This window comes from Tatumella saanichensis (assembly GCF_000439375.1).
Lineage (GTDB): Bacteria > Pseudomonadota > Gammaproteobacteria > Enterobacterales > Enterobacteriaceae > Tatumella > Tatumella saanichensis.
Genome location: NZ_ATMI01000041.1, coordinates 68,273 through 91,026, shown reverse-complemented (window position 1 = coordinate 91,026; position 22,754 = coordinate 68,273). Strand labels below are relative to the sequence as shown.

19 protein-coding genes are annotated in these 22,754 nt (G+C 47.3%); 6 read left to right on the top strand and 13 right to left on the bottom strand.

Annotation, left to right across the window (positions count from 1 at the left end; translation table 11 throughout):
• Positions 1 to 73: 73 nt before the first annotated feature.
• The 4 genes from DW47_RS0111980 to DW47_RS0111965 all read left to right on the top strand — a co-directional run bounded on the left by DW47_RS0111980 (position 74) and on the right by DW47_RS0111965 (position 5,061).
• Entirely contained in the window at positions 74 to 1,432 is a 1,359-nt protein-coding gene (locus DW47_RS0111980) for a PTS transporter subunit EIIC (protein WP_029686654.1), read from the top strand.
• Positions 1,429 to 2,880, top strand: a complete 1,452-nt coding sequence (locus tag DW47_RS0111975) for a glycoside hydrolase family 1 protein (protein WP_029686653.1) — start codon at positions 1,429 to 1,431, stop codon at positions 2,878 to 2,880. Before DW47_RS0111980 ends, DW47_RS0111975 begins: the two co-directional genes overlap by 4 nt.
• A gap of 170 nt (positions 2,881 to 3,050) precedes the next feature.
• Positions 3,051 to 3,836, top strand: a complete 786-nt coding sequence (locus DW47_RS0111970) for an ABC transporter substrate-binding protein (protein WP_029686652.1) — start codon at positions 3,051 to 3,053, stop codon at positions 3,834 to 3,836.
• 106 nt (positions 3,837 to 3,942) lie between these two features.
• On the top strand, positions 3,943 to 5,061 hold the full coding sequence (locus tag DW47_RS0111965) for a succinylglutamate desuccinylase/aspartoacylase family protein (RefSeq protein WP_029686651.1): 1,119 nt from the start codon (positions 3,943 to 3,945) through the stop codon (positions 5,059 to 5,061).
• Between the two features lie 57 nt (positions 5,062 to 5,118).
• On the opposite strand, the gene DW47_RS16675 is transcribed toward DW47_RS0111965, so the two are convergent.
• The 13 genes from DW47_RS16675 to udk all read right to left on the bottom strand — a co-directional run bounded on the left by DW47_RS16675 (position 5,119) and on the right by udk (position 20,324).
• Entirely contained in the window at positions 5,119 to 6,501 is a 1,383-nt protein-coding gene (locus tag DW47_RS16675; protein ID WP_051150929.1) for a glycosyltransferase family 2 protein, read from the bottom strand.
• A gap of 209 nt (positions 6,502 to 6,710) precedes the next feature.
• Positions 6,711 to 8,117: an NADP-dependent phosphogluconate dehydrogenase gene (gene gndA / locus DW47_RS0111955; RefSeq protein WP_029686649.1), complete on the bottom strand. Its 1,407-nt coding sequence runs from the start codon at positions 8,115 to 8,117 to the stop codon at positions 6,711 to 6,713.
• 210 nt (positions 8,118 to 8,327) lie between these two features.
• Complete coding sequence (locus tag DW47_RS0111950) at positions 8,328 to 9,458, bottom strand: glycosyltransferase family 4 protein (RefSeq protein ID WP_029686648.1); 1,131 nt, start codon at positions 9,456 to 9,458, stop codon at positions 8,328 to 8,330.
• A gap of 18 nt (positions 9,459 to 9,476) precedes the next feature.
• Positions 9,477 to 10,367, bottom strand: a complete 891-nt coding sequence (locus DW47_RS0111945) for a glycosyltransferase (protein WP_029686647.1) — start codon at positions 10,365 to 10,367, stop codon at positions 9,477 to 9,479.
• Positions 10,364 to 11,521 (bottom strand): UDP-galactopyranose mutase, encoded by a 1,158-nt coding sequence (gene glf, locus DW47_RS0111940; RefSeq protein ID WP_029686646.1) that lies wholly within the window; start codon positions 11,519 to 11,521, stop codon positions 10,364 to 10,366. The genes DW47_RS0111945 and glf overlap by 4 nt, the downstream gene beginning before the upstream one ends.
• A gap of 2 nt (positions 11,522 to 11,523) precedes the next feature.
• Entirely contained in the window at positions 11,524 to 13,422 is a 1,899-nt protein-coding gene (locus DW47_RS0111935) for a DUF4422 domain-containing protein (RefSeq protein WP_029686645.1), read from the bottom strand.
• Position 13,423: 1 nt separating this feature from the next.
• Complete coding sequence (locus tag DW47_RS0111930; RefSeq protein WP_029686644.1) at positions 13,424 to 14,164, bottom strand: ABC transporter ATP-binding protein; 741 nt, start codon at positions 14,162 to 14,164, stop codon at positions 13,424 to 13,426.
• Positions 14,164 to 14,931, bottom strand: a complete 768-nt coding sequence (locus tag DW47_RS0111925) for an ABC transporter permease (protein ID WP_029686643.1) — start codon at positions 14,929 to 14,931, stop codon at positions 14,164 to 14,166. The genes DW47_RS0111930 and DW47_RS0111925 overlap by 1 nt, the downstream gene beginning before the upstream one ends.
• Positions 14,932 to 15,099: 168 nt before the next feature.
• The gene (galE, locus tag DW47_RS0111920) at positions 15,100 to 16,113 is read right to left on the bottom strand and encodes a UDP-glucose 4-epimerase GalE (protein WP_029686642.1); all 1,014 of its coding nucleotides are present in this window, start codon (positions 16,111 to 16,113) and stop codon (positions 15,100 to 15,102) included.
• A gap of 35 nt (positions 16,114 to 16,148) precedes the next feature.
• Positions 16,149 to 17,045, bottom strand: a complete 897-nt coding sequence (gene galF / locus DW47_RS0111915; RefSeq protein WP_029686641.1) for a UTP--glucose-1-phosphate uridylyltransferase GalF — start codon at positions 17,043 to 17,045, stop codon at positions 16,149 to 16,151.
• Between the two features lie 186 nt (positions 17,046 to 17,231).
• Positions 17,232 to 19,025, bottom strand: coding sequence for an outer membrane assembly protein AsmA (gene asmA / locus DW47_RS0111910; RefSeq protein WP_029686640.1), 1,794 nt, complete (start codon positions 19,023 to 19,025; stop codon positions 17,232 to 17,234).
• 20 nt (positions 19,026 to 19,045) lie between these two features.
• The gene (gene dcd, locus DW47_RS0111905; RefSeq protein WP_029686639.1) at positions 19,046 to 19,627 is read right to left on the bottom strand and encodes a dCTP deaminase; all 582 of its coding nucleotides are present in this window, start codon (positions 19,625 to 19,627) and stop codon (positions 19,046 to 19,048) included.
• Between the two features lie 55 nt (positions 19,628 to 19,682).
• On the bottom strand, positions 19,683 to 20,324 hold the full coding sequence (gene udk, locus DW47_RS0111900) for a uridine kinase (RefSeq protein ID WP_029686638.1): 642 nt from the start codon (positions 20,322 to 20,324) through the stop codon (positions 19,683 to 19,685).
• Positions 20,325 to 20,573: 249 nt separating this feature from the next.
• Between udk and DW47_RS0111895 the strand changes: the two genes are divergently transcribed.
• A complete protein-coding gene (locus DW47_RS0111895; protein ID WP_029686637.1) occupies positions 20,574 to 21,200 on the top strand; it encodes a phosphatase PAP2 family protein in 627 nt (208 codons plus the stop codon).
• Between the two features lie 70 nt (positions 21,201 to 21,270).
• The gene (gene yegD, locus DW47_RS0111890; protein ID WP_029686636.1) at positions 21,271 to 22,623 is read left to right on the top strand and encodes a molecular chaperone; all 1,353 of its coding nucleotides are present in this window, start codon (positions 21,271 to 21,273) and stop codon (positions 22,621 to 22,623) included.
• The last annotated feature ends 131 nt before the right edge of the window (positions 22,624 to 22,754 follow it).

Sequence of the window (22,754 nt, the reverse complement as noted above, 5' to 3'; positions counted from 1 at the left end):
ATGGATCCAGTTGCCAGCAATAAAGGGCTGTTTTAGCGTGGAGTGATGGATAGAACTCGAACAGGGAGGTCAGATGTCAGTGTCTTCAGTCCTAGCAGTGCAACTGTTACAGGCCGTCGGTGGCAAGGATAACGTTCGCCATTTCAGCCATTGTGCAACGCGGTTGCGCCTACAACTTGCTCGCCCTGAGGCCTGCAATGATGCCCATATCCGCCAACTTGACGGTGTGCTGGGCACGGTGACGATCAACGGTCAGTATCAGATTATCATCGGCCACCAAGTGACGGCGGTTTACCAGCAACTGGCCGAACTGTCAGGCCAATATCCATCCGGGGCGGTTGCATCCGAGTCTCCCAAGCAGAGGAAAAAAGTGGCCCTCTTCGATATCCTTTCTGGGGGTTTTCTGCCGCTGATCGGTCTATTAGCCGGGGGCGGTATGCTGAAAGTACTACTGACAGTGATAGCGGCTGTCACTCCCTCCATGGCGACACAAAGCAGTTATCACGTTCTGGCGGTGATCGCCAATGCCCCTTTCTGGTTTTTACCTGCCTTGCTGGGGTGCTCGCTGGCCAAACGCCTCGGTGCTAACCCCTATATGGGCCTGATTATCGGAGCCTCCCTGCTAGACCCCGCCCTAACCGGACTGCTCAGCCAGCCGGACAGCAACTTTCTGGGCATTCCTCTACTGTCTGCGCAATACGCCTACAGTGTCTTTCCGGTCTTTATTGCTGTCAGCGCTGGCTACTGGCTGGAAAAAGGACTGCTGGCCCTGTTACCGGATTTTTTACAGTTAGTACTGGTGCCCATGCTCTGCCTAATGATCATTATTCCAGTCACCCTGTTGGTGTTTGGTCCATTCGGTATGGCTCTCGGTGAACAACTGGCACGGGGCATTACCTGGCTGCAAACCACTAATGGCCTACTGTGTGGCGTGTTCGTCGGTGCCGTTTATACCTTTATTGTGATGATGGGCCTGCATTGGGGGTTAGTCCCAGTGATACTGGCTAACTTGGCTCAGGGCGGAGACCCAATATTTGCTATCGGTGGTATGGCTGCCTTTTCGCAGATGGGCGTAGCTCTCGGTGTCTTACTGACACGCCCTCCTCAAAAGCTACGTCGGTTACTGAATAGCGCGCTACTGCCGGCGATGATCAGTGGCGTCACAGAACCCATTATTTACGGAGTGATGATGCCATTCCGCCGACTATTTATTTATGCCGCCATCGCCGCCGCCATTGGCGGTGGGTTCAACGGCTATTACCGCGTCAATATGGTGACGTGGTCATTTGCCAGCCTGCCCGGCATACCGGCTTTCAGTCCAACTGGCCTCTATCTGGCCTCGGTGGGCATTACATTGGCCAGCAGCGCACTTATGGTAGTGATGTTCGGCTACCGCAACCGCGTACCCACGACACAGGAAGCAACTCCATGACTATCGAAAAACGGTTCCCGCACGATTTCTTATGGGGTGGCGCCATCGCCGCCAATCAGGCCGAGGGGGCTTGGCAAGAAGGAGGAAAAGGCTGGAGTGTGGCCGACATTAACCGTTTTACTCCCGATAAAGCCCTAAGCAGCCTCTCTAACAAAGAGATCGACAGTGCCACTATCCGCCGGTTAATGGCTGATACCGACAGTGTTTTTCCCAAGCGGCTTGGTATCGATTTTTACCATCGATATGAAGAAGATCTAAAGCTGATTGCCGCCACCGGTATTAAAGCCTTTCGTACCTCAATCAGCTGGTCACGACTATTTCCCCGCGGCGATGAGGTCGAGCCCAACCCACACGCCTTGGAATGGTATGACCGGCTGATATCGGCCATCTGTCGTCATGGAATGCAACCGATAATCACCCTTTCCCACTATGAAATGCCGCTGCAACTGGCACTCGAGTATCACGGCTGGTCAGACCGACGGTTAATCGACTTTTTTGTACGCTTCGCCAAAGTCTGCCTGCAGCGCTATCAGCATCAAGTACGATATTGGATACCCGTCAATCAAATTAATATGATCCACTTCGAATCCTTTAACCACCTTGGGATCCCCGAAGACAGTGTGGCGAATATTCACACTGCCAAATATCAGGCAGTTCATCATGAAATGGTGGCCTCAGCCAAAATTAAACAGTTTGCACAGCAGCTCAACCCAAACTTGCAAATTGGTGTGATGCTGTATTGCGATTACGCCTATCCGTCGGGGACGGAGCCGCAGGATGTGCTGGCTACGCTACAGCGTAACCAGATGGAGTTTTATATGGCAGATGTGCTGCTGCGCGGGCGCTATCCAGGCTATGCGTTACGCTATTTTGCTGACAGGGATATTCCGTTACACATCACCGATGATGATCAACAGTCCCTCAGCCATACCGCTGACTTTATGTCGTTCTCTTACTACTACACCACGATCAGTGACCGTGATACCGTGGCACAGACTGCAGAACACTGCCGTGCCAATCCGTTATTGGAAGCAAACCCTTGGGGTTGGGCCATTGACCCAGTAGGTCTGCGTACCGTCCTAAATATCTATTGGGATCGCTGGCAAAAGCCACTGATGGTCACCGAAAACGGCATCGGCTATTTCGATACTCCGCACCAGGGGATCATCAACGATGATTACCGGATTGCGTATCTTCAGGGCCATTTGCGTTCGGTATTGGAGGCTATCCACGACGGTATCCCAGTGATTGGCTATTGTCTGTGGTCGCCGATTGATATCGTCAGTTGCTCCTCCTCACAAATGGAGAAACGGTACGGACTGATTTATGTTGATTTAGATGATTATGGCCAAGGGAGTACTCGCCGGATATGCAAGAAAAGTTACTACTGGTATCAGCATACCATCGCTAACCGCGGAAAGGATTTACCTTCTCAGACAGGATCATAATGATTATCTCTGCGTACCGTCTGTTTCAGATGATAAAATATGATAGATTAACTAAAGAGTGACCCCATCACGTCGGGCAGCAGCGGTTTTCTGCCCGTTCGATAATAACCCGTCATCTAAGGCGGGAGCTCATTGACTATCACAACAACACTATCAGGACTGTGCAGACTATGACTTTCACCCGTAAATTACGTTTATCCTTGCTGACGGCCTTACTGGCAGGCGCTCCTTTTATCAGTCAAGCTGCACTGCAGCAAGTACGTTTCGCCGTGGACCCTACCTATCCGCCCTTTGAGTCCAAGACTTCTGATGGAAAACTGGTCGGCTTTGATATCGACCTCGGCAATGCTTTGTGTAAGCAAATGGATGTTAAATGTGTTTGGGTAGAAAATGAATTTGATGGCATGATCCCAGCCCTGAAAGCACGCAAATTTGACGCGATCCTGTCGGATATGGGCCTGACCCAAGAACGCTTGAAGCAAATCGACTTTACCGTTCCCATCTATAACACGCCGGTGATGCTGGTGGCCCGTAAAGGTTCCGGCTTACTGCCGACCGCTGAGTCTCTGAAAGGGAAAAGCATCGGTGTCGAGCAAGGAACCGTTCAGGAGCGTTATGCTCGCGCCAAATGGCAGCCGAATGGCGTGAATATCGTCTCTTACGGCGATCAAGCTCAGGTTGAGAATGACCTCGTAGCTGGACGTATTGATGCTGAATTTACTGATGGCGCGCAAGCAGGTATCGGCTTCTTAAAATCGCCGGCAGGTAAAGACTTTGCCTTATCCGGTCCAGCCGTAGAAGACCCGATTATCGGCCCAGGAACTGCGATCGGCCTACGTAAAGGGGATACCGAACTGCGTACTGCTCTCGATACCGCGTTCGAGAAAATCAAAGCTGACGGCACCTTTGATAAACTGCAGAAAAAATATTTCACTACTGATATTTCAGCGAAATAAACACTCAGGCCGGGTATTACTCTGATACCCGGCTCTCTACGTCTCAGCCAGTCTCCCTTGCAGGTTTCCACCATGAACACCTGCCCTGATGCAGGAAACACACTCGATGCAGCAACACTGCCATCCGATACGTTCTGGTACCTTCGGTACCCAGCGGCAAATCACCAGCTACCACTATGGTGACAGTGAGGACCGCCACGTCTATATCCAAGCCGCCCTTCACTGCGATGAACTACCCGGGGTAGCCGTGGCATGGTATCTAAAGCAACAATTCAGTACCCTTGAAAGTCAGGGTAAGCTACGTGCCGCTATCACGCTTGTGCCCGTCGCGAACCCGCTGGGTTTCTCACAGCATTTACAAGGACAGCCATTAGGTCGCTTCGATAGCCTTTCCGGCCAAGATTTTAACCGCCAGTTTCCCGCCCTCGGGGAGAGTCTAGCCGCGCGGGTAGAACCTAATCTTGGGGACAATGCTGAGCATAATCGCCGAGTGATCCGTGACGCCATCGATGATTATTTCAATGACTATTGGCCAGCCACTGAGCTTGAATCTCAGCGGGCTATCCTGATGAAAATGGCGTGTAAAGCTGATCTGATGATTGATATTCATTGTGACTGGGAGGCGGTTGCTCACCTATACACCACTCCGCAAGCCTGGCCACAAGTGTCGGTACTCGGCCATTATCTCGGCTGTCAGACGGCATTGATTGCCGACATTTCGGGGGGGGAACCCTTTGATGAGGCCTGTGCTGAGCCTTGGTATACCCTACAGCGGCATTTTTCAGCACAATATCCACTACCTGAAGCCCTGAAACCCGTGACCTTAGAATTACGCGGAGCCCGAGATGTCAGTCATGAGCAGGCTCGTCAGGATGCTCAGGGGATTATTGATGGTCTGACAGCACTCGGCTATATCGATGGCCCGGTGCCGCCTTTACCTGAATTTCCTGCACCGCTGGAGGCAGAATTGGCAGGTTGTGAATACCTGACAGCTCCACACGCCGGGGTGATCCTCTATACCCGTGAGCCAGGAGAGTGGATAAATGCAGGGGAAGTGGTAGCTGAAATCCTTGATCCGATCAGTGATCAACTCACGCCACTGGTCTGCCAGCATGCCGGGCTGTTATACGCCCGCCACTGGGTACGTTTTGCGACTGCAGGTATGCTGGTGGTGCGCCTAGCGGGGGGAGAAGCAAAACGTGAAGGGCCGCTGCTGGTACCATAAAGGGATATTAGAGCGGTAGGCCCAAATTATGGGCCTACCCTGTTCCTTTAACGGGGATTAGTTTTTATTATTGCCACCAGAGAAAAGCTGATAGAGCTTACCCCAGAGGCTATTTCGTAAGCGTTGAAGTTCATGTTGGTATTCTTCAACTTTTACAGTCAGGCGTTGGTTTGCTTCCAAGCTCGTGTGCAGGGTATTTTCAAGAGCAGTTTTCTGCTCAATCTGCGCTTCCAGAGCTGCGGTCATCTCATTTTTTTTCCCTGTCAGGATTTGCACCTGATGTGCCAATGCTTGGCATTCATTCTGCAGTGAGTCGTGCTGTGACTGTAAATGCTGATGTCCGGTTTCGTAGGCTTCGTGATTGAAATGGAGCTGCTGATTAGCGGTGGTCAGTTCGCTAATCTGATGCTGGCTCTCACGATTGGCTTGTGTCAGATGACGGATATCATTTTCAAGGCGGCATTTTAGATCCATCAGCATCACTTCTGGGCGGCTGCTGATCAATGCTTCATAGGTATCTGCCAAATAGGTTGTCTCAAACTCTGAACGCTCTGCAATGGCATACTGGCGGAAATAGGCTTGTAGCAATAGATAGAAATGGCTGTAGGCCTGCCAGTCTTTGAGTGTCGATAAACTCCAACTTAGAAAATCAACACTATAATTAAGATAGTTCTGACGCAAGCTCGCATATTCTTCAGACGATAGGATAAAACCGTTCAGTTTTTCGATAGCCTCTAAAGAACATTGGTACGACTGTTCACGAGTATTAGAAAGTGAACCTTGGCGATTATCTTTATGAGTAATTAATACCTCATCACAAACACTGATTGCGTCTGCCTGCAACATGATTGCACAGACAAAGTACAGGTCATTACTGGTACGGATTTCTTGGAAATGTAATCCACTGCGAATAATCAGATCACGACTAATCAGTTTATCCCATGCCCACCAGATAAAGCTTCGAAAAAAGTTGTTCCTGACGTCCGATACCGTAAAAGTCTGAGTATCAGGCAATGATCCGCGGGAAATCGTCCAGTCAGCATCGGTAATTTTACCGTTATTGTCATCCAAGGTATTGCTGCGGAACACAACAATATCAGAGCCGGTATCCTTTGCCTGATTATATGAGCGTTCAAGCATCTCATAACTGTAAATGTCATCATCATCTAAGAAAATGACATATTCGCCCTGAGCAAATTCCATTCCACGATTTCGCGAGTAGCCTGCTCCATGATTATCATCATTGATCAACAATTTGAAACGCGTATCACTGTCACATTTATTGCGGATAATGTCAGCAGTATTATCATCGGAAGCATCATCAATAAAAATCACCTGAATTTCAGCCAGTGTCTGCTCCGAAATTCTTTCTAGAGTTTCAGAGATATAACTCTCAGCATTATAAGTGGTGATAATAGCAGTGATTTTTGGCGCTGACATGATACCTTCCTTATTTTATCAATCATTATGATATTACAATGACCAGTAATGATGATTTTTAATAAGGATACAGGTATCAATAGGTAAAAACATTGAGAATATTCCAGAATTCTTAATCAATCTAACGACTCAGACTAGGACACTGATGAGTGCCGAAAAAAAACCCGAAGAGATTATCTTCGGGTTTGAGATTACGGCCTACTAAAACTTTAGTCTAACCACTCGGTGTGGAAAGTCCCTTCTTTATCGATACGCTTATAAGTATGCGCACCAAAGTAGTCACGCTGCGCCTGGATCAGGTTAGCAGGCAACACTTCTGAGCGATAACTATCATAGTAAGCAATCGCTGCAGAGAAGGTTGGTGTTGGGATACCGTTCTGTACCGCGTAAGCGACCACATCACGCAGCGCCTGTTGGTATTCATCAGCGATATTCTTGAAGTAAGGCGCCAGCAGCAGGTTTGCAATCTCTGCGTTCTCTGCATAAGCATCAGTGATCTTCTGCAGGAATTGAGCACGGATAATACAACCCGCACGGAAGATCTTGGCGATCTCACCGTACTGCAGATCCCAATCGTATTGCTCTGAGGCAGCACGTAACTGAGAGAAGCCCTGGGCGTAAGAGACGATTTTACCCAGATACAGCGCGCGACGGACTTTTTCGATAAAGCCAGCACTGTCTTCGGTGATGGTCTTGGCCGTTGGACCGCTCAGCACTTTAGAGGCAGCAACGCGCTGAGTTTTCAGTGATGACAGGTAACGGGCGAATACAGACTCAGTGATCAGCGACAGTGGCTCGCCTAAATCCAGAGAGCTCTGGCTGGTCCATTTACCGGTTCCTTTGTTCGCGGCTTCATCAAGGATCACATCAACTAGGTATTTCCCTTCTTCATCTTTCTTAGTGAAGATATCTTTGGTGATGTCGATCAGGTAGCTGTTCAGTTCACCGGCATTCCAGTCGCTGAAGGTCTCAGCCAGCTGTTCGTTGCTCAGACCCAGTGCACCTTTCAGTAAAGAATAAGCTTCAGCAATCAGCTGCATGTCACCGTATTCGATACCGTTATGAACCATTTTCACATAGTGACCAGCACCATTAGGACCGATGTAGGCAACACAAGCTTCGCCTTCTGCACGAGCAGCAATCTGATCAAGGATAGGAGCAACTAGCTGATAAGCTTCTTTCTGACCGCCTGGCATGATAGAAGGCCCTTTCAATGCACCTTCTTCACCACCGGAAACACCGGTACCGATAAAGTTAAAACCCTGCTCCGAGAGTTCTTTATTACGACGAATGGTATCTTTGTAGAAGGTGTTACCACCATCGATCAAGATATCACCCTTATCCAAGTGTGGAGTCAGAGATGCGATAGTTTTGTCTGTGGCTTCACCGGCCTGAACCATTAACAGGATACGACGCGGTTTTTCCAATGATTCAACAAATTCTTCAACACTGTAATAAGGTGCCAGCTTTTTATCTGCGTTCTCAGCGATAACTTCATCGGTTTTTTCACGAGAACGGTTAAAAATTGACACGGTGTAGCCACGGCTTTCAATGTTAAGAGCCAGGTTACGGCCCATTACCGCCATACCGACGACACCGATTTGTTGCTTGGACATCTCAATCTCCTGTCAGATCAACTCAGGGTATGTTCACTGATAATATAATTTACTGATGAACGATAAAAGTTTGCATTAAAACTACCAGCATCTGGAAGAGTGCACCAGTATTTCCGCACAATCCGGCAATGACAGTGTAAGGACTGAGCATCACCGCGCTAATCAGTCATGACTGTAAACGCAGTCTGCGCCAAGTATTGATGAAAAGGCTCATCGAAGGATATTTTTATACACGTCCATTGTTTTATCGATCACGCCACTGGATGAAAACTTTTCAATGACCAGATTGCGCCCGTTACGCCCCATCCTTTGGCGAAGTTCAGGGCTTGTCAGCAATTTTTTCAACTGTGCACCAAATCGCTCTTCGTCACCTTTGTGCACCAGATAACCGGTAATACTATCAACAATAATACTTTTGCAGCCGCCGCTATCATAGGCGATGCAGGCACGTCCTTTTGAAGCAGCTTCCAGTAAAATCCGCGGTACACCCTCAGGATACATAGTAGGTAGCGCCACGACGTTTGCTTGAGAAATCAAGGAGTCGATATCTTTACGGGTACCCAGCCACTCAATATCGCCCTCTGAATGCCAACGTTCAATCTCATTTTCACGGATAGCATCAGGATCGTCAGCAACCAAAATGCCAGCCACCCACAGTCTGAAAGGTATCCCCTCAGCTGCCAGTTTTTTTCGGATGTTGATCAGTGTCGTTAGGCCTTTGTTGTGCAACATACGGCTGGCAAAAAAGACCACAGGTACCCCGCTTTCAGCTTCTTCAGAATAGCCATATAAACGGGTATCCACACCACAACCATCAATAACTGATGCGTAATGATGATTGAATTTTACATAACGACTAAATACTGCTAAGTCATCCTGATGTTCAAAAACAATATGGCTGCGGGGATTAGAGAAAATAGTGCTATAAAGCAGACATACCAGCTTTCTGAGAATGTTTTCATACCAACGGCGGGGTTCAAAAACACGGCCAAGTCCGACAATATTGGCGACCATCGGTGTTTTACGGAAACGTGAGTAGACCCCACCAATGATGATCGGTTTGATGGTCACACAATGGACAATTGAGGGGTTAATTTTACTGAGTATTTTAAATGTTTTAAGGGCCGAACTTATAAATCCGAAGAGATTATAGGACCTTTCTTGTAGTGGCAGCGGAAAGCATTGCAGTCCCAGTTCGGTAAATTTTTTTAGAAACTCATCACCATGGAAACGGGTTATCACACAGACATCATAACCCGCACCCTTAGCGGATAGGGCTCTTTCTAACCAGTGAAGATCAAAGTACCAGTCGGAATTTATAAAATAACATATTTTATTCATATGATTTCAGGATAGTGTTCAGAGGCTCTTCCTGCGATTGAGAACTCCGTCCATCACGCCCTTAAAGAAAAAATAAATTCGCTTTTTTCTCTCCGGACCACGTAACGATGACAATAGATATTTTATCAACCGTAATGAAATGGCGGTCATACTAAAAAACGGCTTCCCAGCAAGGATATATCGTGAGAGTAACATATTTCTCACCAAATAATAGACTTTCCAAGCAGGGACTCTGTCCGTCGGGGAAGTTTTTATATCGTGATGAATCACTAGATTAGGATGATAAAGGATTTTTTTACCTGCAACATGTAATTTCCATGAGTAGAAGACATCATCGAAATAGATAAAAATATCTTTATCTATGAACTGCCATGTCCTCACAAGCAAATCATGGCTTATTACGCAACCAACGAAGGAAAATGTTACAACCTCAGTAACCTGGTCAACCTGTGGAATAAAATCCTGTGGCCGTTTGAGATATTTTAGACTAGAGGCGAATGTTCCTTGGGAAGTCCTCCAAGGAACATTCATCTTACACAACTGCCCCTTTGTATCGAGCACCTTTGCACAATACAAAGAATACTCCGGACGACAAATTTCCTGAAATCGTTCGATAAAACTGCTGTCCGGATAAGCATCATCATCAAAAAAAAGAACCCAGTCTGACTTAACGTGTTGAGCGATATATTCGGCTCCCAGTGCAAACCCTGCAGCCCCTCCGCAATTTTGTGTAGCGGTGAGGACTTCCAATCGTGGATCATTTTGTTGAGCCAGAATTTCCGACGTACCGTCTGAGGAGCAATTATCCACAACCACAACAGTACTGAAAGGAAGTGCTAGGGTTGCTTCCAATGTTGTCAGCAATTTCTCACACCGGTTATAGGTAACGATCAGACTGACGATCTTCATCTTACATTAACCGCAAAAGCCGGCATTTGTTTACCACTGTCAATGCTATTCAAATAGAGTTCAGCCACCTTCAATGCTTCACCAATCGTCACATCCATATCCAAGTAGCGATACGTTGCCAATCGGCCGACAAAAGTGACTTTAGTCTCTTTTTCCGCCAGGCTAACATATTCTTCGAGCATAGCCATCTCACCCATCTGACGAATTGGGTAGTAAGGAATATCATCTTCCTCGCATTTACGGCTGAACTCTTTATAGCAAATTGAACCAGAGTGCTGTTCCCAAGGTGAAAAATATTTATGTTCAGTAATACGAGTAAACGGCACCTGTTCTGAACAATAGTTCATCACAGCCGTTCCTTGATAATCACCTTGATGTCGGATGGTTTCAAAATCCAAGGTCCGATAGCCCAGACGACCAAAGGCATACTGATAGTATGCATCCAGCGGGCCAGTAAAGAACACATGATCAGCGTCATCCGAGTCAGCGTCCTGGTAGCTACGATTCAGTTCAACCTCGATATTCGGATGACGGAGGATATTTTCAACCAGTACGGTATAGCCCTCTTTCGGCATGCCCTGATATTTGTGGTTGAAATAATTATCATCGTAATTAAATCGAACCGGCAGACGCTTCAGGATAGAGGCAGGCAATTCCGCCGGGGACATTCCCCACTGCTTAATGGTGTAACCTTTAAAGAACGCTTCATAGAGTTCTTTACCAATAAAGCGCATTGCCTGCTCTTCGAAGGTTTGCGGATCAGTGATAGAGGTGTCAGCTTTCTCTTCGATCAACTTTTTCGCTTGTTCCGGGGAACAAGTCGTTTTAAAAAACTGGTTGATCGTGTGCAGGTTAATTGGTAGAGAAAAAACCTGGTCGAGTACGGTCGCTTTCACTCGGTTGGTGTACGGCATCATTTCACTAAAGCGATTAACATATTCCCATACCTGCTGATTGTCAGTATGGAAAATATGCGGCCCATAAGTATGGACCATAATATCGGTTTCAGTATCACGCGCACTGTAGCAGTTACCGGCAATGTGTGGACGACTGTCAATAATCTTAACACTATGACCTTTTTCAGCTAACTCACGTCCGATCACTGCCCCGGAGAAACCGGCCCCAACGATAAGGATTTTTTTATTATTATTCATTATTACCCCAAAATTTTTCTGCGAAGTCTGTAATAGTATTTAATCATAGTGTTACGTTGGCGGCTGCCGGTAGGTGCATATCGGTCAACCAATGGCATAAGCTTACGTTTTACTTTGGTCTGAAACAGTACCTTTTCGGCGACCGGAGCCTGTTGAGCCTGTGCTGTGGGCATCGGTGATAATCTTTCAATTAATACATTCTGCCAAGGAGTAGCGTTAAGATACTTCTCAAAGTTATCGAAATAATCCACATGTCGGGTGTTCCACGGCTTATTTTCACCTGCGAAATGGATCATTTTAGGTTTTTTTCTGGCCTGTAAAAATTCATTATAGGTTGCCAACTGAAGATTCGGATAAAAATCATCAGTATTACCATTACCGTGGTAAACATTCCATTCCAGAGGCAGATACAGCACGCGGTCATAAAAAACTTTATTCATGATGTCCTGGTCCAGAAACCAATATTGTTTCTCGGTCATGGCATCCATGAGCTTTTTATAGGTATTTTCTTTTACCATTTGTTGAATATTAAACAGGATGATTCCTGCCTGAAAATAATTTTCAGTTTTTGGCATTTCCAGTGTAGAAATGAGATACTTTCTCGCTGGCATAATACCATCAGAGGACTCTGACATCGCCCCAAATTTGACAAACCCTTCCATCACGATATCACGAACTGCCGCCACTAGATGCTCGGCGAGATCAATCTCAGCAAGCTCAGCCACATCATTTTCGACGATCGTATCTGCATCGATAAATAGCACCTTATCGTACAGTGCAAATAGACGGGGAATAAATAGGCGCGCATAAGTTGCCGCCGTAAAGTGACCACGAGTATGTACGGATGTCAGTTCACTGAACGCATTGATATCAAAAAACCTAAGGCTTAAATTCTCAGCATTATTAAGTAAGGCTTTCAGTCGCTGCTTATTGTTATAGGAGATGCCATTTTCCAATACCACAATATCGTAATTACGGGCAGGATCAGAATTTTTAACCAATGAATTGATGAGAGCAGCACCTGAAATGGTATAATTATCATCAAAACAGATAACCACGGGCACCGCATTTTTTTCAAATACTGGTTGAACCTTACCATTGAAGGTTTCATTAGCAACAAAAGTGCGCTGGACTTCTTTGATGGTCAGTTCTGGGTTATTTTGCAGCTTGTGAATAATAAATATATTGAACAAGCGTTCCGAAATATGACCGACAACACGTTTTTCTTGAGCATTATAATTTCTAAAAGAAAAACGCTTTTCAAATTCATCATTAATTGAAAATAACCATTCTGAATATTCATCAAAAATTGGTTTTTTCATTACAAACATATTGGTGTAATACCCTTCGGTATCATTGTTGAACTTCTCAACACTTTCCTGATACTGAGGATACATTTCCAGAAGAATTTTTAATGCTAGATCGTAGTCTTCGATATGGAGAAATTCACCCTTAGCATAATGGATGTAGTTGTTCTTACTCCCTGCATTGAGCACAGACCATTTTCTAGGCAAAAGTATATCAACACCTTCAACGGCACTTTCGATACCTTTATCGGTGAGTTGAAACTTTTGTTCATAGTCAACATCGATCACGGGGTGTACCACAACCCCCCAGGTATCTTCAGGAAAATTCTGTGTTTGTGAGAAGTTCAAGTGTCGGCGGTAATGCATGAAGCCAATATAATCACAATCTTTATCGGCATGCTTCCAAGCCCAATACTGAGCAGTCAGTTCACAATAAAAGGGGTTTTTTAAAGAGATATTATCTCCTCGGTCATCCCCCTCACAACCAATTGTATTTAGAGAATTAGCTTTTCCTACGTGTATTGGTTCGATACAAGACGCACTGAGAAAAGCGCTCGGCTTATGGTGGCTAGTATAAATTTTAATTTTTTTCATATTATGACATTACGCTAAAATACTGTGGAATAATGATATCAGCCTTACCGACAGCCTGTAATTTATGATTTTCTATCCAAATGACCTTATCACAAATTTTTTCAACATCACTCATATTATGGCTGACGAATAGGATGGTAATCCCTCTTTTTTTGAACTCTCTGATGGTCTCAATACACTTCTTCTGAAAAGAAACATCACCGACAGCAAGCACTTCATCAATAATCAGTATTTCAGGCTCAACCTGACTAATCACTGAAAATCCAAGTTTGGCCAACATCCCACTGGAATAAACACGAATAGGCTCATCGATAAACTCACCTAACTCTGAAAACGCAATAATGTCTTCGAGTTTTTCCAAGGCTTGTTTTTTACGTAATCCCAGTAATGTCGCATTTAGAATGATATTCTCACGTCCGGTAAGCTCAGGGTGAAACCCCCCTCCCAGTTCAAGCATGGATGCGATGCGGCCATGAGTGGTCACTTTACCCGCTGTAGGCTTGATTACCCCAGCCACCAGCCCAAGCGAAGTACTTTTCCCAGCACCGTTCCTGCCGATCAATGCTACCGCTTCACCTTTCTCTACCGTGAAACTGATATCTTCGATGGCTTTATACTTTCGTCCTTTAAGCAATGACAATGCTCTACTCGGATGAAAAATCAGATCTTTTATCCCACTGCCGATATGGTGATACAGTGGATAAGATTTCGATACGTTTTTGAATTCGATAGCGGTTGTCATTACAAAATCTCTGCAAACCGAAATTTAAGTTTATTGAAGATAAAACTACCTACGGCCAGAAATATCAAAGCATACATATACATACTTGCGACTTCATCATAATGGATAATACCCTTCATAAATAAGTCGCGCCATGCCAGCATCATTTCGGAGATAGGATTAATGTTTAGCATCCAGTGATATTTTTCTGGGATTAAATCCGAAGAATAAAGTATTGGTGTACAGTAAAACATCAACATAATCCCTAACGGGATAAAACGCTCAAGATCTCTGAAGAACAGGTTTAATGAACTCAATGCCAGCGATAGTCCCAGAGTCAGCAACATCTGGGCCAAACTAATCAAGGGGATCCCCCACAGCCACGACCACGATGGCGTCATACCATAGATAAACAAAAATACGACGATGACCGGTATCGTGCACAAGAAGTGTAAAAACTCCATGAAAACATTACAAAACGGGATGATTGAACGTGGAAACACCGTTTTTTTAATGATCTGCGCATTGGAGATAAAAGAAAATAATGAATTGCCAATAGAACTGGCAAACCACTGCCAAGGAAATAATCCTGTAATCAAAAATACGGTATAGTCGGGGATCTGTACCCGCATCACTAATTTAAAAATAAAATAGTAAATCAGTGCGAATAATAATGGGTTAGCGATTGACCACAGATACCCTAGAAAGCTGCTTTTGTACCTAACTTTGAGCTCTTTCTCAGTAAGTACTGAGATAACATCGACTAAATAACCTACAGAAAACTTCATTGTACCTATCCGAATCCAGGCCCGAAGGCTGCGTATCATAAATTTAGACACGCTACCGCCCCAGGCTTTTCAGCTACCTGAACACTGGCCATGTCCACAATGTCAGGCCAGGTAATAACCTGGCCTGCCGGAATTTAACTCCGCTAATATAGCACTTAAATTTGGGGTTTAACGATAACCGTTGGGATTTTTGCTTTGCCAACGCCAAGTGTCGCTCATCATTTCATCGATACCGCGGCTCACTTTCCACCCCAGTTCACGTTCAGCAAGCGAAGGGTCCGCCCAGAATGCGGCCAAGTCACCACTGCGGCGCGGTTTCATGTCAAACGGAATGGTTTTACCGCTGGCTTTTTCAAAGGCTTTGATCATCTCTAACACTGAGTAACCTTTACCGGCACCCAGATTATAGGCTTTACAGCCTTGGCTGTTTTGCAGATGGTCAAGGGCCTTGAGATGCCCTTCAGCCAGATCGACGACGTGAATATAATCACGCTGACACGTTCCATCAGGGGTCGGGTAGTCATCTCCAAATACACCCAGTCGCTCCAGCTTCCCTATAGCCACTTGGGCGATATAAGGCAGCAGGTTATTCGGGATACCAGCTGGGTCCTCACCGATTTCACCGGAGTGGTGAGCACCGACAGGGTTGAAATAACGCAAGGCAATGGCATTAAAACGGGATTCAGCACGGGCAAAATCCTGAATCACCTGCTCAATCATTAGTTTCGATGTGCCGTAAGGACTGGTAGTGCCGCCGATTGGCGTGGTCTCAACATAAGGTACGGGGGCATTTTCTCCATAGACGGTGGCAGAAGAGCTGAAAATAAAATTCCACACTCCAGCGTTACGCATCTCTTCGAGTAAGACCACTGTGCCAGCAACGTTATTTTCGTAGTATTCCAACGGCATACGGGTGGATTCACCGACGGCTTTCAGGGCAGCAAAGTGGATGACATCGGTAATATTATGCTCAGCGAATAATCCTTGTAGGCATTGACGATCACGGATATCACCCTCAACAAATACCGGCGTCTTACCCGCTAACTGCGCAACACGGCGCAATGACTCCTCTGAAGCATTACACAGATTATCCAGCACCACCACATCATCACCACGCTCAAGAAGTGCAAGCACAGTATGTGATCCGATATAGCCTGCCCCACCTGTAACTAAAACTGACATAAACTACTCCGGTTAATAAAAAGCCGTATTATTATTTAGTTGCTGATAATTTTACGAATGGTCTCACGAAAATCCCTGCCCTGTGAAGTATTCTGTAATCCGTAACTGACAAATGCCTGCATATATCCCAGTTTCCGACCACAGTTATAATCATCGCCGGTCAGTAACAAGGCTTCGACCTCTTCTTTTTTGCTTAAGGAAGCAATCGCATCAGTTAACTGAACACGGCCCCACGCACCTGCCTCTGTTTTTTCCAGCTCATCCCAGATGGATGCAGACAATACATAACGCCCGACCGCACAGAGGTCAGAATCCGGAGCACTACCTTTTTCCGGTTTTTCAATAAACTGTTCAACAGTACTGATATCACCTGAGTTTTCCAGCGGTTCACCAGTGGTGATCACTGAATACTCAGATAAGTCTTCACTGGGCATATGCTTACAGAGTACTTGGCTATGACCGTTATCATGGAAACGTTCAATCATGGCGGCCAAATTATAGCGCAGGTGGTCAGCGGTGCGGGCATCTAACAGAATATCGGGCAGCAGGACGACAAAGGGATTATCACCAATCATTGGTCTTGCACAAAGGATGGCGTTACCTAATCCTAACGGCTGAGGCTGCCGGACATTCATGATGGTCACACCCGGCGGACAGATGGATTTGACTTCACTCAGCAGTTGGCGTTTTACCCTTTGTTCTAGCAGCGCTTCTAATTCATAAGTGGTGTCAAAGTGATTCTCAACGGCATTTTTCGAAGCATGGGTGACCAGCACGATCTCTTTGATACCCGCAGTGACACACTCATCGACGATATACTGAATCATAGGTTTGTCGACAATGGGCAGCATTTCTTTCGGGATCGCTTTGGTGGCAGGGAGCATATGCATACCCAGACCGGCAACAGGAATGACAGCTTTTAATTGAGTCATATTTTTTCCGTTTTTCAGCAGAGACAATTAAGGATCATATGAGCAGGGTACTACAGGTTATCGGATCCTTTAGACAAAAAGTGATTGCCTAAGGTCTTTTTAAGCATCCTCTGATCTCATCTCCAGCAACTGTTTCTTGGCTAATGCTATCCAGTCAGTCACTACTCACGCGGCCAATTTGGTCGCTTATTGTGAGGAGCCAATGGCAGGCGTATCTAGCCACTTGTCCAGCCGTTTTTTCATTCTCTGGCGCACAGTATCATTAAGGATTTCCGCCACCGGCAGTGAATACTGCAGATGATTCCACGGACCGTAGAGACGTACCGGGATAGCCAGCCCGGAAAGCTGTTTCACCAGTTTCGGGTCCCCTTGCCAGCCTGACATGGCAAAATTGAAGGTCATATCCAGAGTACGCTGATTCAGGTTAATTTGTCCCTGCGCATGGGTGCGGACATCATTGCCCTGCCCCTGTAAATCGGTGAAGCTAAGCACGCCTGGATCAAGGCGGAAACTGCCAGCCAACATCGGCAGGGTATTGTCATTAGGGGCAGAATAACGTACTCGACCACTGTTTCGAGCAACGGTGTCACTGACCATCTGCTGCAGATTGAGGCTACCGGTCTGGCCATGATTCAAGGCCAGTTGCCCGTTACCTTGCCACTGACGACTGATATCCGCATGGGACAGACCATTACCGCTAAACTGCCCTTGTAAAGATACCTCACCTTTCAGTACTGGAGGTAATTGCAGGAAGGCCAGCACCGGTTGCAGATCAATATTCGTCAATACTGGTGCCAAGTTAATTCGGGTCTGGTTACCTCGCCAGTCAAGCTGTCCCGGCAACGAGAAATGGCCATTACCCAAAGCTCCGCTCAAAGTCTCAAGATGTGTCACGCCAGCACTATTGTGGGCAGAGAGTTCAAGCTGTTTTAATTGCAGTCCACGCCACTGAGCAGTTCCAGCATGAATACTGATTGCCATCGTAGCACTGCGTAGCCAGCTGTCCTGTAAAGGTTGACTATCACTGTCAGCAATTACCGGTGCTTTGGCCTGTCTGGCGGTGGTCGGATTATCATGACTCACTGTTGGAGCCAGTAACCGATCAAAATCTGCATTTTGGGAAGTGAGTGCAGCCTGCAGTGTTAAAGAAGGGGATAGCTGTCCGGAAACATTGCCAGAGAAATCACTGTTATTAGCATGCAATGCCAAGTTAGTGACAGAAAATTGTTCACCGGCAGGTTGCCAGGAGGCTGTAAACACTGCCTCACCGGAAATGCCTTCCGCTGGCAGGTCGACGCCTGAAATCTGATAGCCTCCATGACGGATATCAAGATTCAGTTGCTGGGGATAGTGGGTGGCATCCAGGTAACCGTTAATATTTAATTTCAGGTTCTGCTGGTTACGTGAAATTTTGCTGCTGAAATTGAACTCACCTTGTCTCATCTTATCCTGGGACAGACTCAGGTTCAGATCGCGAAAATTCATCTGATTGCCCTGAGCATCCTGCCAGATAAACAGGCTGTCGGCGAGGGTAAGTTGACGAATAGAGAAACTCCAGCCACGAGTGACAGAGGAGAGGTTTTCTTCATCTTGAGGGGCGACCGGTGCACCAGCTTTATGCTGCCCGGTTGCCTCTGGAATATCACGGATAACGGCATTTTTTAGCATCACCTGACTGACATTCAGCTGATGAGATAATAGCGGCAGCAATTCCACATCGAGCCGCATATTTTCTGCCGTAACCGCTGGAACAGTGGCCCCGGGGGCGGTTAGAGAGACCTGCTCACTAAGAATGCTCAGCCGTGGCCACACATGCCAGCGTAAATCACCGGAAATGGAGAGCTGATAACCACTGCGTTTCGCGACCTGCTGAGCCATATACTGGCGAAAGTCGTTAGGATTGACCAGCATGACTAGGGCGGTCATCCCGACGACGATAACCACAAGCAATATGGCCAGTGTAGTGATCAGTCTCTTCATACTCTCCCCTGAGCGTGGATTTAGTCTTTATCTATTCTGCTGGCAACCGCGCCCTGTTGATCACGATACTTGGCATCTTGACGGCGGTTATAAGGACGCGCCGCTGGCCCCGACAAAGGCTCAAAGCTGAGTGCCCCGATAAGCATACCAGGGCGCAGTGCCAGTGGCAGCTTGCCTGAATTATAGAACTCCAGCACGATCCTGCCTTTCCAACCTGGATCAATACGGTGAGCCGTTACGTGGACCATCAGCCCTAACCGCGCCAGAGATGAACGCCCGTCCAGCCAGCCTACCAGGTCATCTGGCAGTGTCACAGATTCTAAGGTCACCGCCAGCGCCAGTTCACCGGGATGTAAAAAAAAAGCTTCCCCTTCTGGCAGGATGATCTCTTCGCTCATTACGCGATCCAGGGCGGCACTGACTTCTGCCTTAGGACCGCTTAGATCGATAAAGGCGGCAGTATGCCCTCGAAACGTCCGGAACTGATTACCAAGACGCACATCAACTGTGGCACCATTAATCCGTTCGACGGGCGGGCGGGGTGAAATGTCCAGCCTGCCATCGTCCAGCCAGCTTTCTATATCACGGTCACACAATCTCATGCTCTACTCCCTGTTACTGAAAATCCGAAAGCGGTTACCCCCTTCCGACCTGTTATTATTCAAAAAACTGGTTAATCTTGGCTTTCAGAATATCAATTGCAATCCGGTTCTTACCGCCTCTTGGCACGATGATATCAGCATATTGTTTCGAAGGTTCAATAAACTGTAAAAACATCGGCCGGACAGTTTTTTGATACTGGGTCATTACCGAATCCATAGAGCGACCACGTTCATTAACGTCACGTTTCATACGGCGCATCAGGCAGATATCCAGCGGTGTATCCACGAAAATCGAGAAATTCAGCTCATTACGTAAACGTGCATCCGTCAGCAGCAGAATACCTTCTAGAATAATCACTTTCTTCGGCGGTAGCTTACGGGTTTCTTTCATCCTCGTATGCTCTGAATAGCTGTAAAGAGGGAGGTCGATCGCATGTCCTGCTTTGATCGCCTGTAAATGTGACAATAATAAATCATGGTCCATCGCATTCGGATGGTCATAATTGGTCTTAATCCTCTCTTCCATAGTGAGGTGGCTCTGATCCCGGTAATAGCTGTCTTCGGGGATAACGCCGATATGTTCGTCACCTACCTGGTCACGAATTTCACGATAGAGCGTACTGGCAATCAAACTTTTACCGGATGCAGAGGCGCCGGCAATGCCCACGATTACGCACGGATAGGACGAGTCAGTCATACGTTTTAAAGACCTGAAACTGGAGCCGGATCTGTCTGAAACGGACAAAAAGCCGGCAGAATGAGAGGGTTTACGGCGGCGATTATAGGGATTTCATCTTGCTGATGCCAGAAAAAAGCGCAATCAATCTTAAGACTTTAACCATAGTCGCCAGCGATATTGTTGAGTATACTGCCGCGCTCGCTGGAGCAGCGCCCGTTCACCCTGCCGTGAAAATATCAGGAAGACTTATTATTACCAGGAACACTTATGAACTGGAAAAATCTGACTTACTTCGGTGACAGCATGTTGCTGCTGCCTACTGCACTGCTGCTGGCGGTATTCTTATTATGCAAAAGCGGGCGTTGGCAAACGGCGTTTGGCTGGTTGGTAACCTTTGGTACCGCTGGCCTAACCGTAAGTCTCTCCAAGATCTTGTTTCTCGGTTTTTTTCTCGGTATTAAAGCCTATAATTTTACCGGTTTCAGTGGACACACCACCATGTCATCCACCTTTTGGCCAGTCATGATGTGGATGCTGACCGGCGGCCGCCGTCCTGCTTGGCGGCGACTCCTCGTGACTGCCGGCTACTTGTTGCCGCTGGCGATAGGTTTTTCCCGTCTACAACTGCATGCGCACTCACCCAGTGAAGTGATCAGTGGCGCGCTACTCGGCCTCAGTTTAAGCTCGCTGTATCTACTGATTCAGCGCCGCACTGCACTGAAAAAAGTGAGCCTATTTCAAGCCTTGCTGTTGGCGGTGATCCCATTGCTGATCATCGTCAAAGGTCAACCAGCCACTACTCAGCAATTTTTGGCCTCGCTGTCTGCCCGCTTGGCAGGCATCGAAAAACCTTATACTCGCGCCGATCTGCTGCACAGCTCGCAGGCCTATTAACACATCAGCATTTACGCAGTCATCGTTACAGGGTAAAGTCGCCCCCTTTTTTTCTTCGCGGGGGCGCACTATGTTTATCGGATTTGATTACGGCACAGCTAACTGCTCAATAGCCACTGAACAGGACGGCGTATTTCGTCAGCTGTTACTGGAAAAGGACTCGCCGTTACTGCCTTCCATGATTGCCGCACCTTTACGGACGGTACCCAGCGAATGGCTGTATCGCTGTCATGATATCCCCTTTCCGACGCCGGAAAATACCGCGTTATTGCAAACTGCGTTGCGGCTCAACCGTGAAGAGGATATGCCGGTCACGACACAGAGTGTCAGTTTTGGTATGCAAGCCCTGGAAAACTATATCGCCGACCCGGAAGATGTTTGGTTTGTTAAATCGCCGAAATCCTTCCTCGGTGCGCCAGGGCTAAAATCCCAACAAATTGCGTTTTTCGAGGATCTGGTTTGCGCCATGATGCTGCATATTCGCCAGCAGGGAGAGCAACAGACCGGGGAGACCATTACTCAAGCTGTCATTGGCCGCCCGGTGAACTTTCAAGGCCCTGGTGGTGAGGAAGCCAATCAGCAGGCGGAAAATATCCTGCTAAGGGCGGCCCAGCGGGCCGGTTTCCGTGATACCGCTTTCCAGTATGAGCCTGTCGCGGCGGGGCTTGAGTTTGAGGCAACCCTACAACAGGAAACTCGAGTCCTGGTGGTCGATATCGGTGGGGGTACCACCGACTGCTCGATGCTACTGATGGGCCCAGAGTGGCAGCAACGGGCTGACCGTACCGAAAGCCTACTTGGCCACAGCGGATGCCGTGTCGGCGGTAACGACCTGGACATTATGTTGGCGTTTAAAACCTTGATGCCGTTAATGGGCCTGGGTGGCAGTACCCGCAAAGGCACCGCCCTCCCTGCCCTGCCATGGTGGAATGCCGTCGCGATCAATGATGTCGCCGCACAGAGCCAGTTTTATTCCGCCGAATGTGCGCAGTTGCTGCGTCAGATGATTAAAGATGCTGAGCATGCCGACCAGGTCAGCCATCTGTTACAGGTGTGGAAAACCAAACAGAGTTACCAGTTAGTCCGCAGCGCCGAAGAAAGCAAAATTAGGCTGTCACAGCAGACAAATACCGAGATCCCTCTCTCTTATATTGCCGACCAGCTATCCGCATCCTTGGATGTCAGCCAGATGAAAGAAGCCATCGCCCAGCCGATGGAGAAAATGATCCGTCAGGTACAGGAAGTCATCGAGACTTCGGCGACGCGTCCGCAAGTGGTTTACCTCACTGGCGGCAGTGCCCGTTCTCCATTGCTGCGCGCGGCCTTATCAGCAATTCTGCCGGAGACCCCTCTTACCAGCGGTGATGATTTTGGCTCGGTTACCTTGGGATTAACCCGCTGGGCGAAAAATCTGTTCCGTTAATGGCTGCCTCACCGGGGGCATCCCCGGTGTTTCCCTTTATCGCTCCCTATCTAACTGCTGTTTCCTTATTTCCTTCAACTTTCATGGGATTTTTGCCGTTATACTGAACAGCCATAGTGCGGATAATGGCC